Origin of the sequence: Serratia sp. EWG9 (assembly GCF_019913725.1) — a bacterium.
GTDB lineage: Bacteria > Pseudomonadota > Gammaproteobacteria > Enterobacterales > Enterobacteriaceae > Serratia > Serratia ureilytica.
The window spans coordinates 380,525-396,127 of sequence record NZ_JADNRO010000001.1 but is presented as its reverse complement, the minus strand read 5'-3'; the positions used below and the strand labels follow the sequence as shown (position 1 = coordinate 396,127).

The following is a 15,603-nucleotide window of genomic DNA, read 5'->3' as shown; positions in this document are numbered from 1 at the left end:
CTTATTTGCCGTTGGCCAATTCACCGTACACCACCTGGCCGCGGAAACCGCGCCGCACCTGCTGGAACAGCTCGCGGAACGCCGGGTAATCCTGCGCCTGGCACAGCGCTTCCTTGCCGCGAATGGCGTTCACCTGCAGGCGGTGATTGACGGTCACCTGCTGCCCGTCGCGCCGCCACTCGACGCGATAGTCGCCCGCCGCATTGCGGAATTGCCGATCTTTCGGAATGGCGATGATCGGCACGTTGGCCGGCAGCTGCAGGCGGTAGGTTTCGTCGTAGCGCTGCGCGGTGCAGTAGAACGGCGTTTCGTTGCCCGGCGCCGCCGTGGTGGTATACAGCGTGCGGAACGATTTGCCGCCGGGCGGGTTGGGCAACGTCATGCCGCCCACCACGCCGAAATCGACGTAGTCGTCCGCCTTGAAGCGGAAGCGATAGCCGAACTGCTTTTTGAGATCCAGCGGATCGCTGTTCATCGCCACTTCGCCGTTGCCGTCGATGCCGGAAGCGGACATGATCGTCGCTTCGGCCTGCGCCCGATTCTGTCGGTTGATCTGCGAGAAGTAGCCCCGCAGGTCAATTTCTTCCACTTCGCTCAGCCGGCGCTCGGTCTGTCCGCGCAGATTGCCCGCCTTGTCGAACACGAAATCGACGTCCAGCGCGCTCTTGACCGGCTGCTCATCGCTGCCCGGCGTGCGCGCCAGCCTGGCGTCGCGCGTCAGCAGCACCGGTGCGCCCAAATCGCCCTCCGGCAGTTGCCCGAAACGCGCCCAGGGATTGGTGGAATCGAGGTACAGTTTGAATTCCGGCACGTAGGTGATGGCGTGATTGAAGCGGCCAAGCAGCGGCACTTTAGGCAGGATCGGGCCTTCATCCATGCCGATCAGCACCGGCGAGCTTTCAATGCCTTTGGCGGCGAGCAGCGCCTCCAGGATCACCACGTGATCCTTACAGTCGCCGTAATGGTTATCGAGAATGCTCTGCGCCGAATTCGGCTCCAGCCCACCGTTGCCCAGGTACACCGCCACGTAGCGAATGTTTTGCGCCACCCAGCGATAGAGGGCCTCCGCCTGCTCGCGCCGATCGCTGATACCGGCGGTGATATTGTCCGCCAGCGCCTGAATGCCCGGCGTCACCTTCGCCGCCGCGCCGGCCTTCAGCTGGTAGGCCTTGGCCAACTGCGGCCACTCGCGGTAGGTGCTGGCCATGATGGTCGGGCTGAAGGTCCAGCTGTCCGCCGCCCAGTTTTGCGCCTTCATCGGGGCGCTGCGCGAATAATGCCAGCGCCAGTGCGCCTGGCCGTTGCGGATTTGCGGTTGGTCCCCGCCCTCGACGCCGCGCGTGAAGATATGCATCGGCAGCTGGGTCGGCGCCTGCAGGGTCACTTCGGCGTCGTCGAACTGATCGAAAACGCTGAACGTCTCCCACAGGCCGAAATAGTCAGGGAAATACGGGGTGTTCTGCGTGCGGCGCAGTTCGTACACCACGCGCGAGCCCGGCGCCAGGTTGGAGAACACGATGACGCGCACCTTGCGATCGGCATACAGCGGCGCCGTGGCGCTGGAATAGCTTTCCTGGGTATAAATGCGATCGGGCGCCACATCGTGGCGCTGGCCGTCGGCGGTCAGCGTATAGGCGGCGACCACCCCCAGCGTTTCCATTTTCTCGCTGTAGCTCAGGCGGATCTGGCTGAATTTTTCGACCGCCGCCTTGGTTTTCAGCAGCACTTCGTAGCTTTCCGTCTTCACGTTAGTGGCGTTGGCGTTAACGCGGTAATCCGCGCGATAGCGCACGAAGCTGAAATCGTTGTTGGCCGTGTCGTTCTGGCCCTGATCCGCCGCAGCGGGCGGTGCAGCGGCCAACACGGTGGCCGGGTGCGTCGCCGACAAACCGGCGAGTAACAGTATGGAAGGAATAGCGATTTTCATCTTCGGTCCTTGAAGGGCAATAAACGGCGACGCCGGGCTACGCACCCGTCCCGGCGTCAAAACAGGCGGGCACACTAATATAATTGAGAATCATTTTCAATAAACGGACCTTCAACGCCCGGGCTAGCCCTGCTCGATCAACATGACGGCGGTGGTCTCCGGCTCCAGCGCTTCGAAAATATGCTCGCGATCGGCGGAGTAGCTGATGTAATCCCCGGCGCTCAGCACCTGAGTCTGATCCGCAGGCCCGAGGCGCGCTCGTCCGCTGCTGATAATCACATGCTCGACGGTGCCGGGGGGATGCGGCCGGGAAAGTTTCGCTTCTCCGGGTTGCACCCGCAGCCGGTAAATGTCGCGCTGCGCGCCCGGCGGGCAGGTGGCCAGCAGCGTGGCAGCGTAGTTGCCCTGCTCCGATACCGCCGCGGTCCCCTCATGAGCGCGGATCACTTGCACCTGCCTGCTGGGTTGCGAAATCAGTCGGCTGACCGGCACATCCAGCGCCATCGCCAGCGCCCACAGCGTTTCCAGGCTGGGATTGCCGCTGCCGGCTTCCAGTTGCGACAGCGTGGATTTGGCGATGCCCGCACGCTTCGCCAGCTCGGTCACCGACAGGTTCAACCGCTCCCGCTCGCGGCGGATTGCCGCCGACAAGAGGCCGATCGGCGTAATGTTCTGCATTAGGCTATCGCTCATTGTTCATTATACCATTCATTTGTTCGGCTTGACGAACAGGACCAGCCGTGTTCATCATAATGTTCGATTGTTCATTTTAATGATTAAGCGACTTCACCACAAGCACGGTCAGGCCGCGAGGGAAACGACATGAAAACGAAAACGCGCGGCGCAGTGCAAATGATCCTCGCCATGACGATCTCCGGCACCGTCGGTTGGCCGGTGATCGTGTTAGGGCAGCCGCCCGCCACGGTGGTGTTTTGGCGCTGCGCGTTCGGCGCGCTGGCGATGCTGGCCACCTGCGCCGCGCTTGGGCAACTGAAATCAGGCGCCATCAACCGGCGGCAGCTGGCTTTCGCCGTCCTGGGGGGCCTCGCGCTGGTGCTCAACTGGACGCTATTGTTTGCCGCCTATGCGCATGCCTCGATCGCTGTCGCCACCGTGACCTACCATGTTCAACCGTTTATGTTGGTGGCGCTGGGAGCGCTGCTGTTCGGCGAAAAACTGACGGCTAATCGGCTGGGCTGGCTTCTGCTGGCGTTCGCCGGGATGGTGTTGATCGTCACCGGCCGGCAGAGCGGTGGCGGCGATGGCGACTATCTGCTGGGCGTGGCGCTGGCGCTCGGTGCGGCCCTGATGTACGCCCTGGCGGCAGCGATCGTCAAACAGCTGGCCGCGTTGCCGCCGCAGCTCATCGTGTTGATTCAACTGACCGTTGGCGCGGTGGCGATGGCGCCGTTCGCCGGTCTGGCCCACCTTCCCGCAGAACCGTTCGACTGGCTGCTGCTGGCGACCCTCGGCCTGGTGCATACCGGGGTGATGTCCACGTTGCTCTATGGCGCTATCCAGAAAATCCCCACCGCTCTGGTTGGCGCGCTGTCGTTTATCTACCCGGCAGTGGCGATCGTGGTGGACTGGGCGGCGTTCGGGCACCGTCTCAGCCTGTTGCAGCTGCTGGGCACGCTGGCCATTCTCGGCGCGGCCGCGGGCATGAACTTCGGCTGGCGATGGGCGCCCGCCGCGCACCGGGCCGGTAAAATCGGTTAATCCCGTCCGACGGGCAAGCTATGCACAATAAGGCATTCGCCTTGTGTCCGGCGCGGTGTTATTTATTTAAACCGTGTAGGGTAGAAGGAGTGTTCTATGTGGCATCACCGCCTGCAACGGCGCATCCGTTTCAGTTACTGGAACGAACTGTGCGTCATAAAAAAATAAGGGAAGGCGCAAGCCTTCCCTTTTGTCATTCACCGTTCAGCTCAGAAGCGATCGGTTTTCACCACCTCGTCGAACGGCAGCTTGCCGATGCGCGGGTAAGGTTGCCCCGCCGCCTTGCCGATAGCGACCATCAGCGCGATCTGATAATGCGCCGGCTTATTGATAATCTCTCCCACCGCGTCGAAATCAAAACCGTCCATCGGGCAAGAGTCGTAGCCCTGCGCCTTGGCCGCCAGCATCAACGTCTGGGCGAAGATGCCGCTGCTGCGCATCACTTCGTCGCGCTGCACCTGCGGTTTACCGCGATAATACTGATCGACGGCCGGGATCATGAACTGCTGCACCGGCTCCGCCGCGTCGGCCCAAACGGTTTTTACCTTCGATTCCCAACTCGACAGATCGCCGCACAGCACGACCAGCATCGACGCGTCGGTCACCTGCGCCTGCCCCCACGCCGCCTCGCGAATTTTCTCGCGCTGCGCGCGATCTTCGATCAGCAGCGGGCGCCAGTGCTGCAGGTTAAACGCGCTGGGAGCGCCCTGCAGCGCAATGTTCAACAGCGCTTTTTTCTCTTCGAGCGTCATCACGTGCTGCGTATCGAACTGCTTGGTGGCGCGGCGTTGGCGGATCGCGTCTAACGTATTCATTTTACTGCCTCTGTCCATGTGAAAAGGTCTATTGTCGTCAACGCGGCGCGGCTGTCCAGCCCCAGGCGGCTATTTCTGCGCGGTTTCGGCGCGCAAACGGCTGACCTGCGCCGCCAAGTCCGGCCACGGCGCCTGACCGGCGTAATGCTGCCGCAGGTAGTTGAGCAGGATGGCGATCTGCGCGTCATTCAGGTTATGGCGAAAGCCCGGCATATAGCCCAGCTCGGCGTTCGCCGGCCGCTGTATGCCGTCCAGCACCACGCGAATGGCGTTGTCCGGCGCGTCGGCGAACAGGTTGGTGTTCAGCGCCAGAGACGGCCGCACCCCCGCCATCTGCGCGCCTTTTTCCTGCGCATGGCAAGCCATGCAGGCGCCGGAAAACAGCCGCGCCCCTGCCGAACTCAGAGGCTCCACCTGGCGCTCCGCCTGAGCGTTTAACGTTGTCGCCGTAGCGCCCGCCGCCGTTTCAGGATGATAGCTGCGCAGATAGACGGCGATCGCCTGCAGATCGGCCTGCGGCAAGCGCGACAGCCCTTCTTCGATCACCGGCGCCATCGGGCCGGCGGCGACGCCGTGGTTGGCCGAGTAGCCGGTGCGCATGAAATCGACCAGATCCTGCTGCGTCCACGCGAGCGGCGCGGGCGAGCGGCCGGTCAACGCCGGCGCCGTCCATCCCTCCGCCACGCCGCCGGCCAGGTGCTCGCCGCCGGTTTTCTCGCCGAACAACACGTTGCGCGGCGAGTGGCAGGCGCTGCAGTGCCCCAGCCCTTCGACCAGGTACGCGCCGCGGTTCCAGTCGGCGCTTTGGGTCGCCTGTTCCGGCATCGCGCCCGGCGTCAGGAACAGCAGGTTCCAGGCAAAGATGCCCTGGCGAATGTTGAACGGAAAGTGCAGAGCGGTGGTCGGCGGCCGGTACTTGACCGGCGGCTGCGACATCAGATAGGCATACAGCGCCTGCAGATCGTCGTCGCGGGTGCGGGTAAAGGCGGTATAGGGAAACGCCGGATAGAGATAGCGGCCCTGGCGATCGACGCCGTGGCGCATGGCGCGTTCGAACGCCGCGTAGCTCCAGCTGCCGATGCCGGTTTCCACGTCCGGCGTGATGTTGGTGGTGTAAATGGTGCCGAAGGGGATCTCCATCGCCAACCCGCCGGTGTTGCGCTCGCCGCCCGCACGGGTGTGGCACACGGCGCAGTCGCCGAGATCGGCCAACGTTTTGCCGCGCGCGATCTGCGTCTCGCTGAAACTGTGGGTCGCATCGGCGGCGAGCGGCGCAATCTCCGGCTGCCAACTGGCGACCACGCCGGCGACCGCAACGGCGATCACCGTGACGCCGCCCCACCCGACGATTTTTTTCATCTTACTCATCTTTGCTGTCCTTGTTCGTTACGGGGGGTTAATGGCCGGCCTGAGCGCGCAGCGCGGTGAGCACCCGCGCCGGTGTGAACGGCACCTCGCGCAGGCGCACGCCGAGGGCGTCAAACAGCGCGTTGCCGATCGCCGCCGCACTCGGCACCGAGGCGGACTCTCCTGCGCCCATCGGCGCTTCGTCCGGGCGGTCGATCAGTTGGATATCGATCTGCGGCAATTCGTCAAAGCGCAGGATCGGATAGCCGCCCCAGTCCAATGACGTCACGCCCGACGCGTTGAAGGTCACAAACTCTTTCAGCACCCGGCTGGCGGATTGGATAATGTTGCCGTGCACCTGATGGCGCACCCCGGCCGGATTGATCATCCGGCCGCAATCATGCGCCACGAAGACTTTATTGAGCGTGATCTGCCCGGAAAGGCGATTGACGCTGAGATCGCACACCCAGGCCGCCCAGGCGGCGCCGAAGCCGGGGAATTTGCTGTGGAAATAGCGCGCATAGGCGAAGCCGCGGCCACTCACCACTTCGGCCCCGGCGGCGCGCGAGCGGTGCGCCGGGCCGTCTTGCCAGTTAGCCTGGCGCTTCAGGGCCTCAATCAAGGCCACCGCGCGCGGATCGTTCAGGTAACGCAGGCGAAACGCGATCGGATCCTCGCCGGCGCGCCAGGCCAGCTCGTCGATCCAGGATTCATGGGCGAACACGTTGGGCAGCGCCGAAACGCCGCGCATCCACGACGCCCGCACGATCGGCGCGGCGTCCTGACAGATCACCCGCATGTGCGGATACGCGTATTGCGGAATGGCGGTGCGATCGCCCATCTGTTGCACGTCGGCCCGGTTGGCCACCTTGCCGGTCAACACCAGCGGCAAGGTCACCGCATTGTTGGAGGGATAGCTGGTTTTCAACTCGTAAGCCGCCACCCGATTTTGCGCGTCGAGGCCGCCGCGCACCCGGATCAGTTGGCCGGTGCCCTTAGGCTCCCAGCCGGATTCCTGTTCACGCATCAGCTGCACCCGCACCGGGCGGCCGGTGGCCCGCGCCAACAGTGCCGCGTCCGCCGAGACGTCGTCGGCGCAGTTGCGGCCATAGCAGCCGGAGGCTTCCATGCGGGTGATGTGCACCTGCTCAGACGGCAACTCGAGCAGCCTGGCGATATCTTTGCGCAGATCGTGCGGGTTTTGCGTGCCGGACCACACCTGCGCCCGCCCGTCTTTGACCTCCGCTACCGCGCAGGAGGGGCCGATTGAGGCGTGCTGATGGTAAGGCCAGACATAGTCCGCCTGCACTTCGTTATGCAGCAATGCCAACGCCTCGTCCGTGCCCGCATCATCGCGCAGCACGCGGTCGGTTTTCGGGTTGGCTTCCAGCGCGGCGGGCAGCGCCTCCGGCGACAGGTCCGGCAGGCCGGCCCAGGGTTTCCATTCGGTTTTCAGCCGGCGCATGGCGGCGATCGCCTGCTCTTCGCGCTCGGCCACAATGCCGATGAAATCGTTGATCACCACCAGTTTCACGATGCCCGGCAGGTGCGCGATCGAACTTTCATCCACCGACAACAGGCCGCCGCCCAGCGGCGCGCTGCTGTCGGCGCCTGCGTAAGGCGGGCGCACCACCCGGCCATGCAGCATGCCGGGCAAGCGCAGGTCGTGCACGTAGGTCAGCCCCCCGCTGACCTTGGCCGGAATATCGACCCGGGCGACGGCGCGGCCGACATAGTGGCCCTGCTGTTCACCGTTCAGCGGCACGTTTTTATCCAGCGCCACGTGCAGATTCTGCCCGCTCGCCAGCTGCGCATAGCTCAAGGAACGCCCCGGATGCTTGGTCACAAACACCTGTCCCGCCGCCACCGTCAGCTGGTCGGCCGGCAGTTCGAAGGCTTTGGCCGCCAGTGCCGTCAGCATATGACGCACCTGCGCCGCCGCCTGCCGCAGCGGCACCGACGTGACCTGGATGGTGGCGCTGGCGATGGTCGGCCCCTGATCCGGCGTGCGTTGCGTATCGCCAAGGATCATCGTGACATGCTCAAACGGCACGCAAATTTCGTCGGCGACGATCTGCGCCAGCGCGGTGCGAATGCCGGTGCCGAGATCGACGTGGCCATTGAAGGCCGTCACCCGGCCGTCGGCGGTGAGGCTGATAAAGCTGTCTACCCTGTCCAGCGGCAGATCGGCAGGCGCTACAACCGCCTCGGCGGCGAAGGCGTTAAACGGCGCGGGCAGCAGACTGCTGACCATCACCACACCGCCGGCCTGCAACAACTGTCGGCGGGTCAGTTCGAGGCGGCTCATGCTTGCCTCCGCGCAGCCAGCAGATCGCGGGCGCGCTCGGCGGCGCGCAAGATCTCAAGGTGGGTGCCGCAGCGGCACAGGTTGTAGGCCAGCTCTTTCTTGATTGTCTGTTCATCTGCATCCGGCTCGCGTTCGAACAACGCGACCAGCGTCATGATCATGCCGTTGGCGCAGTAACCGCACTGCGCCGCCTGCTCATCGATAAACCCCTGTTGAACCGGATGCAGCGCCTCCGGCGTGCCCAGGCCTTCCAGCGTGGTGACGGACTTGCTTCCTACGGCGGCCAGCGGCATTGAGCAAGAACGCGCGGCGACGCCGTCGATCAGCACCGTGCAGGCGCCGCACTCCCCCAGGCCGCAGCCATATTTGGGGCCATTCAAGTGCAGATCGTTGCGTAAAACGTACAGCAGCGGCGTGTCGGGCGCGAGATTGCCGAGTGGAACCACCCGGCCATTAACGTTGATTTCCATGGTGAAACTATCCCTTAAATAAACGGATTTAATCCGTAACATCACTGCGGTGAATAATTGTGCAGCGTGCTAATAATTATCATCAAAAGACTTGACGATGTTAAGGGAATGTAGCCGCCATGGCTTTAACGAAAAGTGGGTATTTTCTATAAATTTCCGATAGATAAGCGCGCTTTTATGATTGCCGCCCGTGATTATTGTCGATCGCCAGTCCGGCCACAGCGCCGTCGACCAACAGCCGCACCCCGGCTTCGAACAGCGCATCCGCGTCCTTCTCCTGCAATGTTTCCCAGCCTTGGCACAGCAGCGGATAACGGCGGCGGTCGGCGTCATTGAGCGGATCGTCAGGCTGCATTTGTTGCTCTTCCAGCACCCAGCCCACCACGAAGCGCCCGACGGCGAACAGCAGGTTTACCGCGCGCTCCGGCGTCAACCCCGCCCGGCACAGCAGCGCCACCTTGGCCTCAATGACGGAGAATTGCGGCTCCTGCGGCCGGGTGCCGGCATGCAGACGCGCGCCGTCGCGGTAAGCCAACAGCGCCCGACGGAAGTTGCCGGCATTGGTGACAACCCAATCCTGCCAGGGCATGTCGGCGGGCACCTCTTCACGGTGATCCAGCATGATGGTTTCCGCCATCGCCTTCAGCAGCTCGGCCTTGTTCTTGAAATGCCAATAGAGCGTGGGAGATTGCACGCCCAAATGTTGCGCCAGGCGGCGGGTGCTCAGGGCATCGATGCCGATGTCGTTCAGCAACGCCAGCGCCCCGCGCAGGACGGTTTCTCGCGTTAAACGTGTCGCAGTATTTTTTTCGCTCATCTCTCTATCACTGATAGGGTAACTGTGGAATACTCAATACTCTATCACTGTTAGAGTCACAATTTTGAAAAAACCCATGCTGGTTATTTTGTTGACGGTGTTGCTGGATGCGGTGGGCATCGGTCTGATCATGCCGATTCTGCCGGCGTTGTTGCGTTCGCTGGGCGGTCTTGACGCCGGCAGCCTGCACTACGGCGCCCTGCTGGCGGCCTATGCGTTAATGCAATTTCTGTTCTCGCCGATCCTCGGCGCGCTGAGCGATCGTTTCGGCCGGCGGCCGGTGCTGCTCATCTCGCTCGCCGGCGCGGCGGCCGACTATTTGCTGATGGCGTTCGCGCCGACGCTGGCCTGGCTCTATCTGGGCCGGTTGCTGGCGGGCATCACCGGCGCCAACATGGCGGTCGCCACCGCTTACGTCACCGACATTACGCCGGCCGGTCAACGCGCGCGGCGTTTCGGCCTGGTGGGCGCGGTATTCGGCGTCGGTTTTATCGTCGGCCCGCTGCTCGGCGGTTCGCTGGGCGAGTGGCATCTGCATGCGCCCTTCCTGGCGGCGGCGGCGATGAACGCCGTCAACCTGGCGATGGCGTTTTTCCTGCTGCCGGAATCGCGTAAACCTCGCGCCCGCGCCGCCGAGAAAATCCGCCTCAATCCCTTTTCGTCATTGCGACGGCTGCACGGCAAGCCTGGCCTGCTGCCGCTGGCCGGCATTTACCTGATCATGGCGCTGGTTTCGCAGGCGCCGGCCACATTGTGGATTTTATACGGTCAGGATCGTTTCGGCTGGAGCATGATGGTGGCGGGCCTGTCGCTGGCCGGTTACGGCGCCTGCCATGCGCTGTCGCAGGCCTTCGCCATCGGCCCGCTGGTCGCGCGGCTCGGCGAACGCAAGGCGCTGCTGATCGGCCTGGCCGCCGACGCAATGGGCCTGGCGCTGCTGTCGATCGCCACGCGTGGCTGGGCACCTTTCGCCTTGCTGCCGTTCTTCGCGGCGGGCGGTATGGCGCTGCCCGCGCTGCAGGCGTTAATGGCGCAAAAGGTGGACGACGATCATCAGGGCGAGCTGCAAGGGACGCTGGCCAGCATGGGCAGCCTGATCGGCGTCGCGGGGCCGCTGGTGGCGACGGCGCTGTACGCCGCCACGCGCGATGTCTGGCCGGGCCTGGTCTGGGCGTTGGCCGCCGCCCTCTATCTGTTGGTTCCGCTGTTGCTGGCGCGTTCGCGCGAGCGTGACGCGGCATAACGTCGAGCTCACCCTCTCCCGCTTAAGCTGATTTATGGCTAAGCAAGGCATTATTCAGCATAAGCGGGCGCTTTACACGCCACTGCGCCGCTCATTATCATCGCCCTTATCCCGCCGCAGGAAAATTTAAATGCCGTTTCATGGCGTTACGCCCAGCGCGTCATCGCTACCGTTCACTTCGCCTATCGGAAAATCAGGATGAGAAAACTCACAACGCCGCTGATCGCCGCCCTGCTGCTCGGCCTGTTTAGCCTGCCGGCCGGCGCGCAGGAGAAACCGCAACAAATCACCATCGGTTACCAGAAAGCCAACATTTTTGCGCTGCTGAAATACCGCGGCACGCTGGAGAAAACCCTGGAGCCGCAGGGCGTCAAGGTTCGCTGGATAGAATTCCCCGCCGGCCCGCAGATGTTGGAAGGGTTGAACGTCGGCAGCATCGATCTGGCGGCGACCGGCGACGCCCCGCCGGCCTTCGCGCAAGCCGCCAAGGCCGATCTGGTTTATTTGGCGCATTCGCCGCCCAGCCCGAAAACCGAAGCCATCGTGGTGCCGCAGGATTCGGCGATCCGCTCCGTGGCCGATCTGAAAGGCAAACGCGTGGCGTTGAACAAAGGGTCGGACGTCAATTACCTGCTGGTGAGCGCGCTGGAACAGGCCGGCTTGAGCTACAAGGACATCACGCCGGTCTATCTGCCGCCGAGCGATGCCCGCGCCGCCTTCCAGCGCGGCAGCGTCGACGCCTGGGTGATTTGGGATCCCTACTACGCCGAGGTGGAAACCCATGCCAACGCCCGCCGGCTGAAAGACGCGGAAGGCCTGGTGCCGCACTACACCTTCTATCTCGCCAGCCGCCGCTTTGCCGAAACCTACCCGGACGGCGCCAAGCAGGTGATTCAACAGCTCGGCGCGCTGAGCGACTGGGCCAACGGCCATCCGCAGGAAGCGGCGGCGATCCTCGCTCAGAGCACCGGCCTGGATCAGGCGATTTGGGCCAGAGCCATCGCCCGCATGCCGTTCGGCAGCCAGCGCATGTCGCCGGAGGTGTTCAGACAGCAGCAGCAGTTGGCGGATAAATTCACCGCCATCGGACTGCTGCCGGGTAAGGTGGACGTCAACGCCGCCCGCTGGTCCGAAGATAAGCCCGAGGCGCCGTAGCCTTTGCCGCGCTTTGGCTTTAGAAAGCAGAAACCGGCATTTTGCCGCCGGAGTAAGCTGACCTATGCTAACCCTGTGTGATGAAACGCGTTTTCATGGCATGTCTTCCGGAACGTTTTGCTTTATTTGTTCGTCGTGAACCCTGGGCCGCCCCTGACTGGTGCGGCTTTTCTTTTTTGTTCGGCAGTGCCAGCAGCGGGGAATTTTGCTATGTTAACCCGCAGATACGCTTCCCGTTTTCAGCCGCCGGATCGACTCATGTTTACCCACAAAGCAATCGCCGCGCTCAACGCCCTGGAGCTGATGGTTTATAACTACGTCAGCAAACACAAGAATCAAGTGATGTACATGACCATCCGCGAACTGGCCGAGGCCGCCGGCGTGTCCACCACCACCGTGCTGCGATTTTGCAAAAAAATGGGGTGTGACGGCTATTCGGAATTTCGCATCCGTTTCAAACTGTACCTGGAGCAAACCGATGCGCCGCCGGTCGATTCCGGCATCGGCGAAATTCTCAGTTTTTTTAAAAGCGTCAGCAACGATGAATTTAATCAGCTGCTCGATGAAGCGGTGCGGCATATCGCCGCCGCCGAGCGAATTATTTTCGTCGGCATCAGCACCTCCGGCGCCCTGGGGAAATATGGCGCGCGTTTCTTTTCCAACGTCGGAAAATTCAGCACCCATATCGACGATCCTTATTATCCCGTCAACAGCGATATGTATAAAAGCGCAGTGGCGATCATGCTGTCGGTTTCCGGCGAAACCGAAGAAATCCTGCGGCTGGCCAGCCAGTTCAGCCTGCACCACTGTAAAATCATCAGCATCACCAACAACGAAACCTCTTCGCTGGCGCGGCTGGCTGACTTCAATCTGTCTTATCACGTCCCGCAACACTTGATCGGCGATCATCATAATATTACTACGCAAATCCCCGTGCTTTATATTATTGAAACCATCGGCAAGCGCCTGGGAAGAATGAACGCGATAAAATAAAACAGGCTGTTTTTTTATTGTGACAAATCACGTTTTACGGCGATTTGTTATATCGTGACATTTCTTTCGGTCTTGTTACTCTATTGGCAACGCGAACGTTATTACCCTTCATTAAATAAGATGAGACATTGACGATGAAACAGTTGCCGAAAGATTTTCTGTGGGGAGGCGCGGTCGCCGCGCACCAGGTTGAAGGCGGTTGGGATCAGGGCGGCAAAGGGCCAAGCATCGCCGACGTGCTGTCCGGCGGTTCGCACGGCGTGGATCGCGTGATGACCGACGGCGTGCTCGACGGCTATCGCTATCCCAACCACGAAGCGGTGGACTTCTACGGCCGCTACAAGCAGGACGTGGCGCTGTTCGCCGAGATGGGCTTCAAGTGTTTTCGTACCTCGATCGCCTGGACGCGCATTTTCCCGAACGGCGACGAAGCAACGCCGAACGAAGCCGGCCTGCAGTTTTACGACGACCTGTTCGACGAATTGCTGAAATACGGCATCCAGCCGGTGATCACCCTGTCCCACTTCGAAATGCCTTACCATTTGGTAAAAGCCTACGGCGGCTGGAAAAATCGCCGGGTGGTGGAGTTCTTCGTGCGCTTTAGCGAAGTGGTGATGCGTCGCTACCGCGAAAAAGTGAAGTACTGGATGACCTTCAACGAAATCAACAACCAGAGCAACTACCGCTACCCGCTGTTCGGCTACTGCTGTTCCGGCGTGGACTACACCCAGGAAGACAACCCCGAGCAGACGCTGTACCAGGTGTTGCACCACCAGTTCGTCGCCAGCGCGCAGGTGGTCAAACTCGGCCATCAGATCAACCCGGAATTCAAGATCGGCTGCATGCTGGCCTGCGTGCCGTTCTATCCTTATTCCTGCAAGCCGGACGACGTGATGTACGCCGTGGAAGCGATGCACCAGCGCTATCTGTATACCGACGTGCAAATGCGCGGCTACTACCCCAGCTACCTGCTGCGTGACTGGGAACGCAAAGGGCTGAAGATCGAGATGCAGCCGCAGGACGCGCAGATCCTGCGCGAGGGCTGCACCGATTACATCGGCTTCAGCTATTACATGAGCAATGCGCTGCAGGCCAACGCGGTGGACGGCAGCGACGGCATGTTCGGCTTCCCGGGCAACGTGCCGAACCCGCACGTCAAAGCCTCCGACTGGGGCTGGCAGATCGATCCGGTCGGGCTGCGCTATTCGCTGAACGTGCTGTATGAACGTTACCAGAAGCCGCTGTTTATCGTGGAAAACGGCTTCGGCGCCTTCGACAAGGTGGAAGCGGATGGCCAGATCAACGATGACTATCGCATCGAGTATCTGCGCGCCCATATCGAAGAGATGAAAAAAGCGGTGATTGAAGACGGCGTAGACCTGATCGGCTATACGCCGTGGGGCTGCATCGACTGCGTGTCGTTCACTACCGGCGAGTACAGCAAGCGTTACGGCTTCATCTACGTCGATAAACACGACGACGGCACCGGCACGCTGGAACGGTCGCGCAAGAAAAGCTTCGACTGGTATCGTCGGGTGATCGCCAGCAACGGCGAACAGCTGTAACCGCCGCAGCTCAGGGGCGGTGACGCCCCTTCTCGCCCATGCCGAACGGCATGGGCGTTTTCGCTTATATCGCCGGGAATGGCGCCCCGACATAATTTTCCGCCAGCATCGTCATGGCGCTGCGCGATTTCACCGTGTACTGCAGCTCTGAGAGTTGCAGCCGGTGTTCGAAAGGCGTGTCTTCCCGCCGGGTGTGCAGCATGTGGGTCATCCACCAGGAAAAATGCTCGGCGCGCCAGACCCGCTGCAAGGCGGTGTCGCTGTAATCGTCCAGCCGTTGCCAGTCGCCTCGCCGGTAAAACGTCTCCAGCGCCTGGGACAACAGGCAAACATCGGCCATGGCCAGATTCAACCCTTTGGCGCCGGTCGGCGGCACGATATGCGCCGCGTCGCCCGCCAACAGCAGGCGCCGGTAGCGCATCGGTTCGGTAACGAAGCTGCGCATGCCCACCACGTTTTTCTGAAATATGCGGCCCTTTTTCAGCGTCCAGCCTTCATGGTTTTCCAGCCGCTGCTCCAACTCGCGCCAGATACGATCGTCCGACCATTGATCGACCTGTTCCGCAGGATCGCACTGAAAATACATGCGCTGCACGCCGGGCGAACGGGTGCTGATCAACGCAAAACCGCGCGGATGGCAGGCGTAGATCAGCTCTTCGCTGGACGGCGGCGCTTCGACCAGAATGCCGAACCAGCCGAACGGATAGGTGCGGGTGTAATCCTGCCGCAGCCCGCCGGGCATCGCCGCGCGGCTGATGCCGTGGAATCCGTCGCATCCGATGACAAAGTCGCAGCGCAGCCGGCGCGGCTGGTCGCCATGACGGTAGTGAACCTCGGGCTGCGCGCTGTCCAGCGCCTTCAATTCAACCTGCTCCACCTCGAAAAACAGATGGCCCTGCGCCGCCAGACGCGCGGCGATCAGGTCTTTCAAGACTTCATGCTGGGCATAAACGGTGACGGCGCGCTCGGTCAATCCGGCCAGATCGATGCGGTGCTGCCGGCCGCCGAACGCCAAGCGGATCCCCTGATGCCGCGCCCCTTCCCGCCGCATCCGCTCCCCCAATCCGGTCTGCTCGAGCAGATCGACGGTCCCCTGTTCGAGCACCCCGGCGCGAATGGTCGATTCCACCGCCTCCCGGCTGCGCGTTTCCAACACCACCGATTCCACACCTTGCAGGTGCAGCAGATGGGACAACATCAAACCGGCCGGACCGCGCCGATGATCACAACCTGTGTGCGCATAG

General features: G+C 62.2%; 12 protein-coding genes and 1 pseudogene. 5 read left to right on the top strand and 8 right to left on the bottom strand.

Annotated elements, in window-relative coordinates:
* Position 1: 1 nt before the first annotated feature.
* Positions 2-1,927, bottom strand: a complete 1,926-nt coding sequence (locus tag ITX55_RS01895) for a DUF3857 domain-containing protein (protein WP_223084741.1) — start codon at positions 1,925-1,927, stop codon at positions 2-4.
* A gap of 123 nt (positions 1,928-2,050) precedes the next feature.
* Complete coding sequence (locus ITX55_RS01890) at positions 2,051-2,620, bottom strand: helix-turn-helix domain-containing protein (protein WP_223084740.1); 570 nt, start codon at positions 2,618-2,620, stop codon at positions 2,051-2,053.
* Positions 2,621-2,749: 129 nt separating this feature from the next.
* On the opposite strand from ITX55_RS01890, the gene ITX55_RS01885 reads away from it, so the two are divergent.
* The gene (locus ITX55_RS01885; RefSeq protein WP_223084738.1) at positions 2,750-3,646 is read left to right on the top strand and encodes a DMT family transporter; all 897 of its coding nucleotides are present in this window, start codon (positions 2,750-2,752) and stop codon (positions 3,644-3,646) included.
* Positions 3,647-3,855: 209 nt separating this feature from the next.
* Here ITX55_RS01885 and ITX55_RS01880 read toward each other — a convergent pair whose 3' ends face one another.
* The 5 genes from ITX55_RS01880 to tetR form a co-directional block, all read right to left on the bottom strand.
* Positions 3,856-4,461, bottom strand: coding sequence for a nitroreductase family protein (locus tag ITX55_RS01880; RefSeq protein ID WP_033643140.1), 606 nt, complete (start codon positions 4,459-4,461; stop codon positions 3,856-3,858).
* Between the two features lie 69 nt (positions 4,462-4,530).
* Entirely contained in the window at positions 4,531-5,829 is a 1,299-nt protein-coding gene (locus tag ITX55_RS01875; RefSeq protein ID WP_223084737.1) for a cytochrome c, read from the bottom strand.
* Between the two features lie 28 nt (positions 5,830-5,857).
* Positions 5,858-8,116 carry a molybdopterin cofactor-binding domain-containing protein gene (locus tag ITX55_RS01870; protein WP_223084735.1) on the bottom strand — a complete coding sequence of 753 codons (2,259 nt, stop codon included), beginning with the start codon at positions 8,114-8,116 and terminating at the stop codon, positions 5,858-5,860.
* Entirely contained in the window at positions 8,113-8,586 is a 474-nt protein-coding gene (locus tag ITX55_RS01865; RefSeq protein WP_033643143.1) for a (2Fe-2S)-binding protein, read from the bottom strand. Before ITX55_RS01865 ends, ITX55_RS01870 begins: the two co-directional genes overlap by 4 nt.
* A gap of 175 nt (positions 8,587-8,761) precedes the next feature.
* A complete protein-coding gene (tetR, locus tag ITX55_RS01860; protein ID WP_197755936.1) occupies positions 8,762-9,403 on the bottom strand; it encodes a tetracycline resistance transcriptional repressor TetR in 642 nt (213 codons plus the stop codon).
* A gap of 64 nt (positions 9,404-9,467) precedes the next feature.
* Here tetR and tet(41) point away from each other — a divergent pair, with 64 nt between their 5' ends.
* The 4 genes from tet(41) (at position 9,468) to ITX55_RS01840 (ending at position 14,359) form a co-directional block, all read left to right on the top strand.
* The gene (tet(41), locus tag ITX55_RS01855) at positions 9,468-10,646 is read left to right on the top strand and encodes a tetracycline efflux MFS transporter Tet(41) (protein ID WP_071883552.1); all 1,179 of its coding nucleotides are present in this window, start codon (positions 9,468-9,470) and stop codon (positions 10,644-10,646) included.
* Between the two features lie 198 nt (positions 10,647-10,844).
* Positions 10,845-11,801 carry a sulfonate ABC transporter substrate-binding protein gene (locus tag ITX55_RS01850; RefSeq protein ID WP_164057832.1) on the top strand — a complete coding sequence of 319 codons (957 nt, stop codon included), beginning with the start codon at positions 10,845-10,847 and terminating at the stop codon, positions 11,799-11,801.
* 258 nt (positions 11,802-12,059) lie between these two features.
* Complete coding sequence (locus ITX55_RS01845) at positions 12,060-12,794, top strand: MurR/RpiR family transcriptional regulator (protein ID WP_033643147.1); 735 nt, start codon at positions 12,060-12,062, stop codon at positions 12,792-12,794.
* A 128-nt stretch (positions 12,795-12,922) separates the two neighbouring features.
* Complete coding sequence (locus ITX55_RS01840) at positions 12,923-14,359, top strand: 6-phospho-beta-glucosidase (protein WP_304622128.1); 1,437 nt, start codon at positions 12,923-12,925, stop codon at positions 14,357-14,359.
* A 64-nt stretch (positions 14,360-14,423) separates the two neighbouring features.
* On the opposite strand, the pseudogene ITX55_RS01835 reads toward ITX55_RS01840, so the two are convergent.
* A pseudogene (locus tag ITX55_RS01835) lies at positions 14,424-15,601 on the bottom strand (4-hydroxybenzoate 3-monooxygenase).
* Positions 15,602-15,603 lie beyond the last annotated feature (2 nt).

Bases quoted from the DNA above. Each gene is read 5' to 3' on its own strand.
- ITX55_RS01895 (WP_223084741.1), bottom strand. From the start codon at position 1,927: ATGAAAATCGCTATTCCTTCCATACTGTTACTCGCCGGTTTGTCGGCG.
- ITX55_RS01890 (WP_223084740.1), bottom strand. From the start codon at position 2,620: ATGAGCGATAGCCTAATGCAGAACATTACGCCGATCGGCCTCTTGTCG.
- ITX55_RS01885 (WP_223084738.1), top strand. From the start codon at position 2,750: ATGAAAACGAAAACGCGCGGCGCAGTGCAAATGATCCTCGCCATGACG.
- ITX55_RS01880 (WP_033643140.1), bottom strand. From the start codon at position 4,461: ATGAATACGTTAGACGCGATCCGCCAACGCCGCGCCACCAAGCAGTTC.
- ITX55_RS01875 (WP_223084737.1), bottom strand. From the start codon at position 5,829: ATGAGTAAGATGAAAAAAATCGTCGGGTGGGGCGGCGTCACGGTGATC.
- ITX55_RS01870 (WP_223084735.1), bottom strand. From the start codon at position 8,116: ATGAGCCGCCTCGAACTGACCCGCCGACAGTTGTTGCAGGCCGGCGGT.
- ITX55_RS01865 (WP_033643143.1), bottom strand. From the start codon at position 8,586: ATGGAAATCAACGTTAATGGCCGGGTGGTTCCACTCGGCAATCTCGCG.
- tetR (WP_197755936.1), bottom strand. From the start codon at position 9,403: ATGAGCGAAAAAAATACTGCGACACGTTTAACGCGAGAAACCGTCCTG.
- ITX55_RS01850 (WP_164057832.1), top strand. From the start codon at position 10,845: ATGAGAAAACTCACAACGCCGCTGATCGCCGCCCTGCTGCTCGGCCTG.
- ITX55_RS01845 (WP_033643147.1), top strand. From the start codon at position 12,060: ATGTTTACCCACAAAGCAATCGCCGCGCTCAACGCCCTGGAGCTGATG.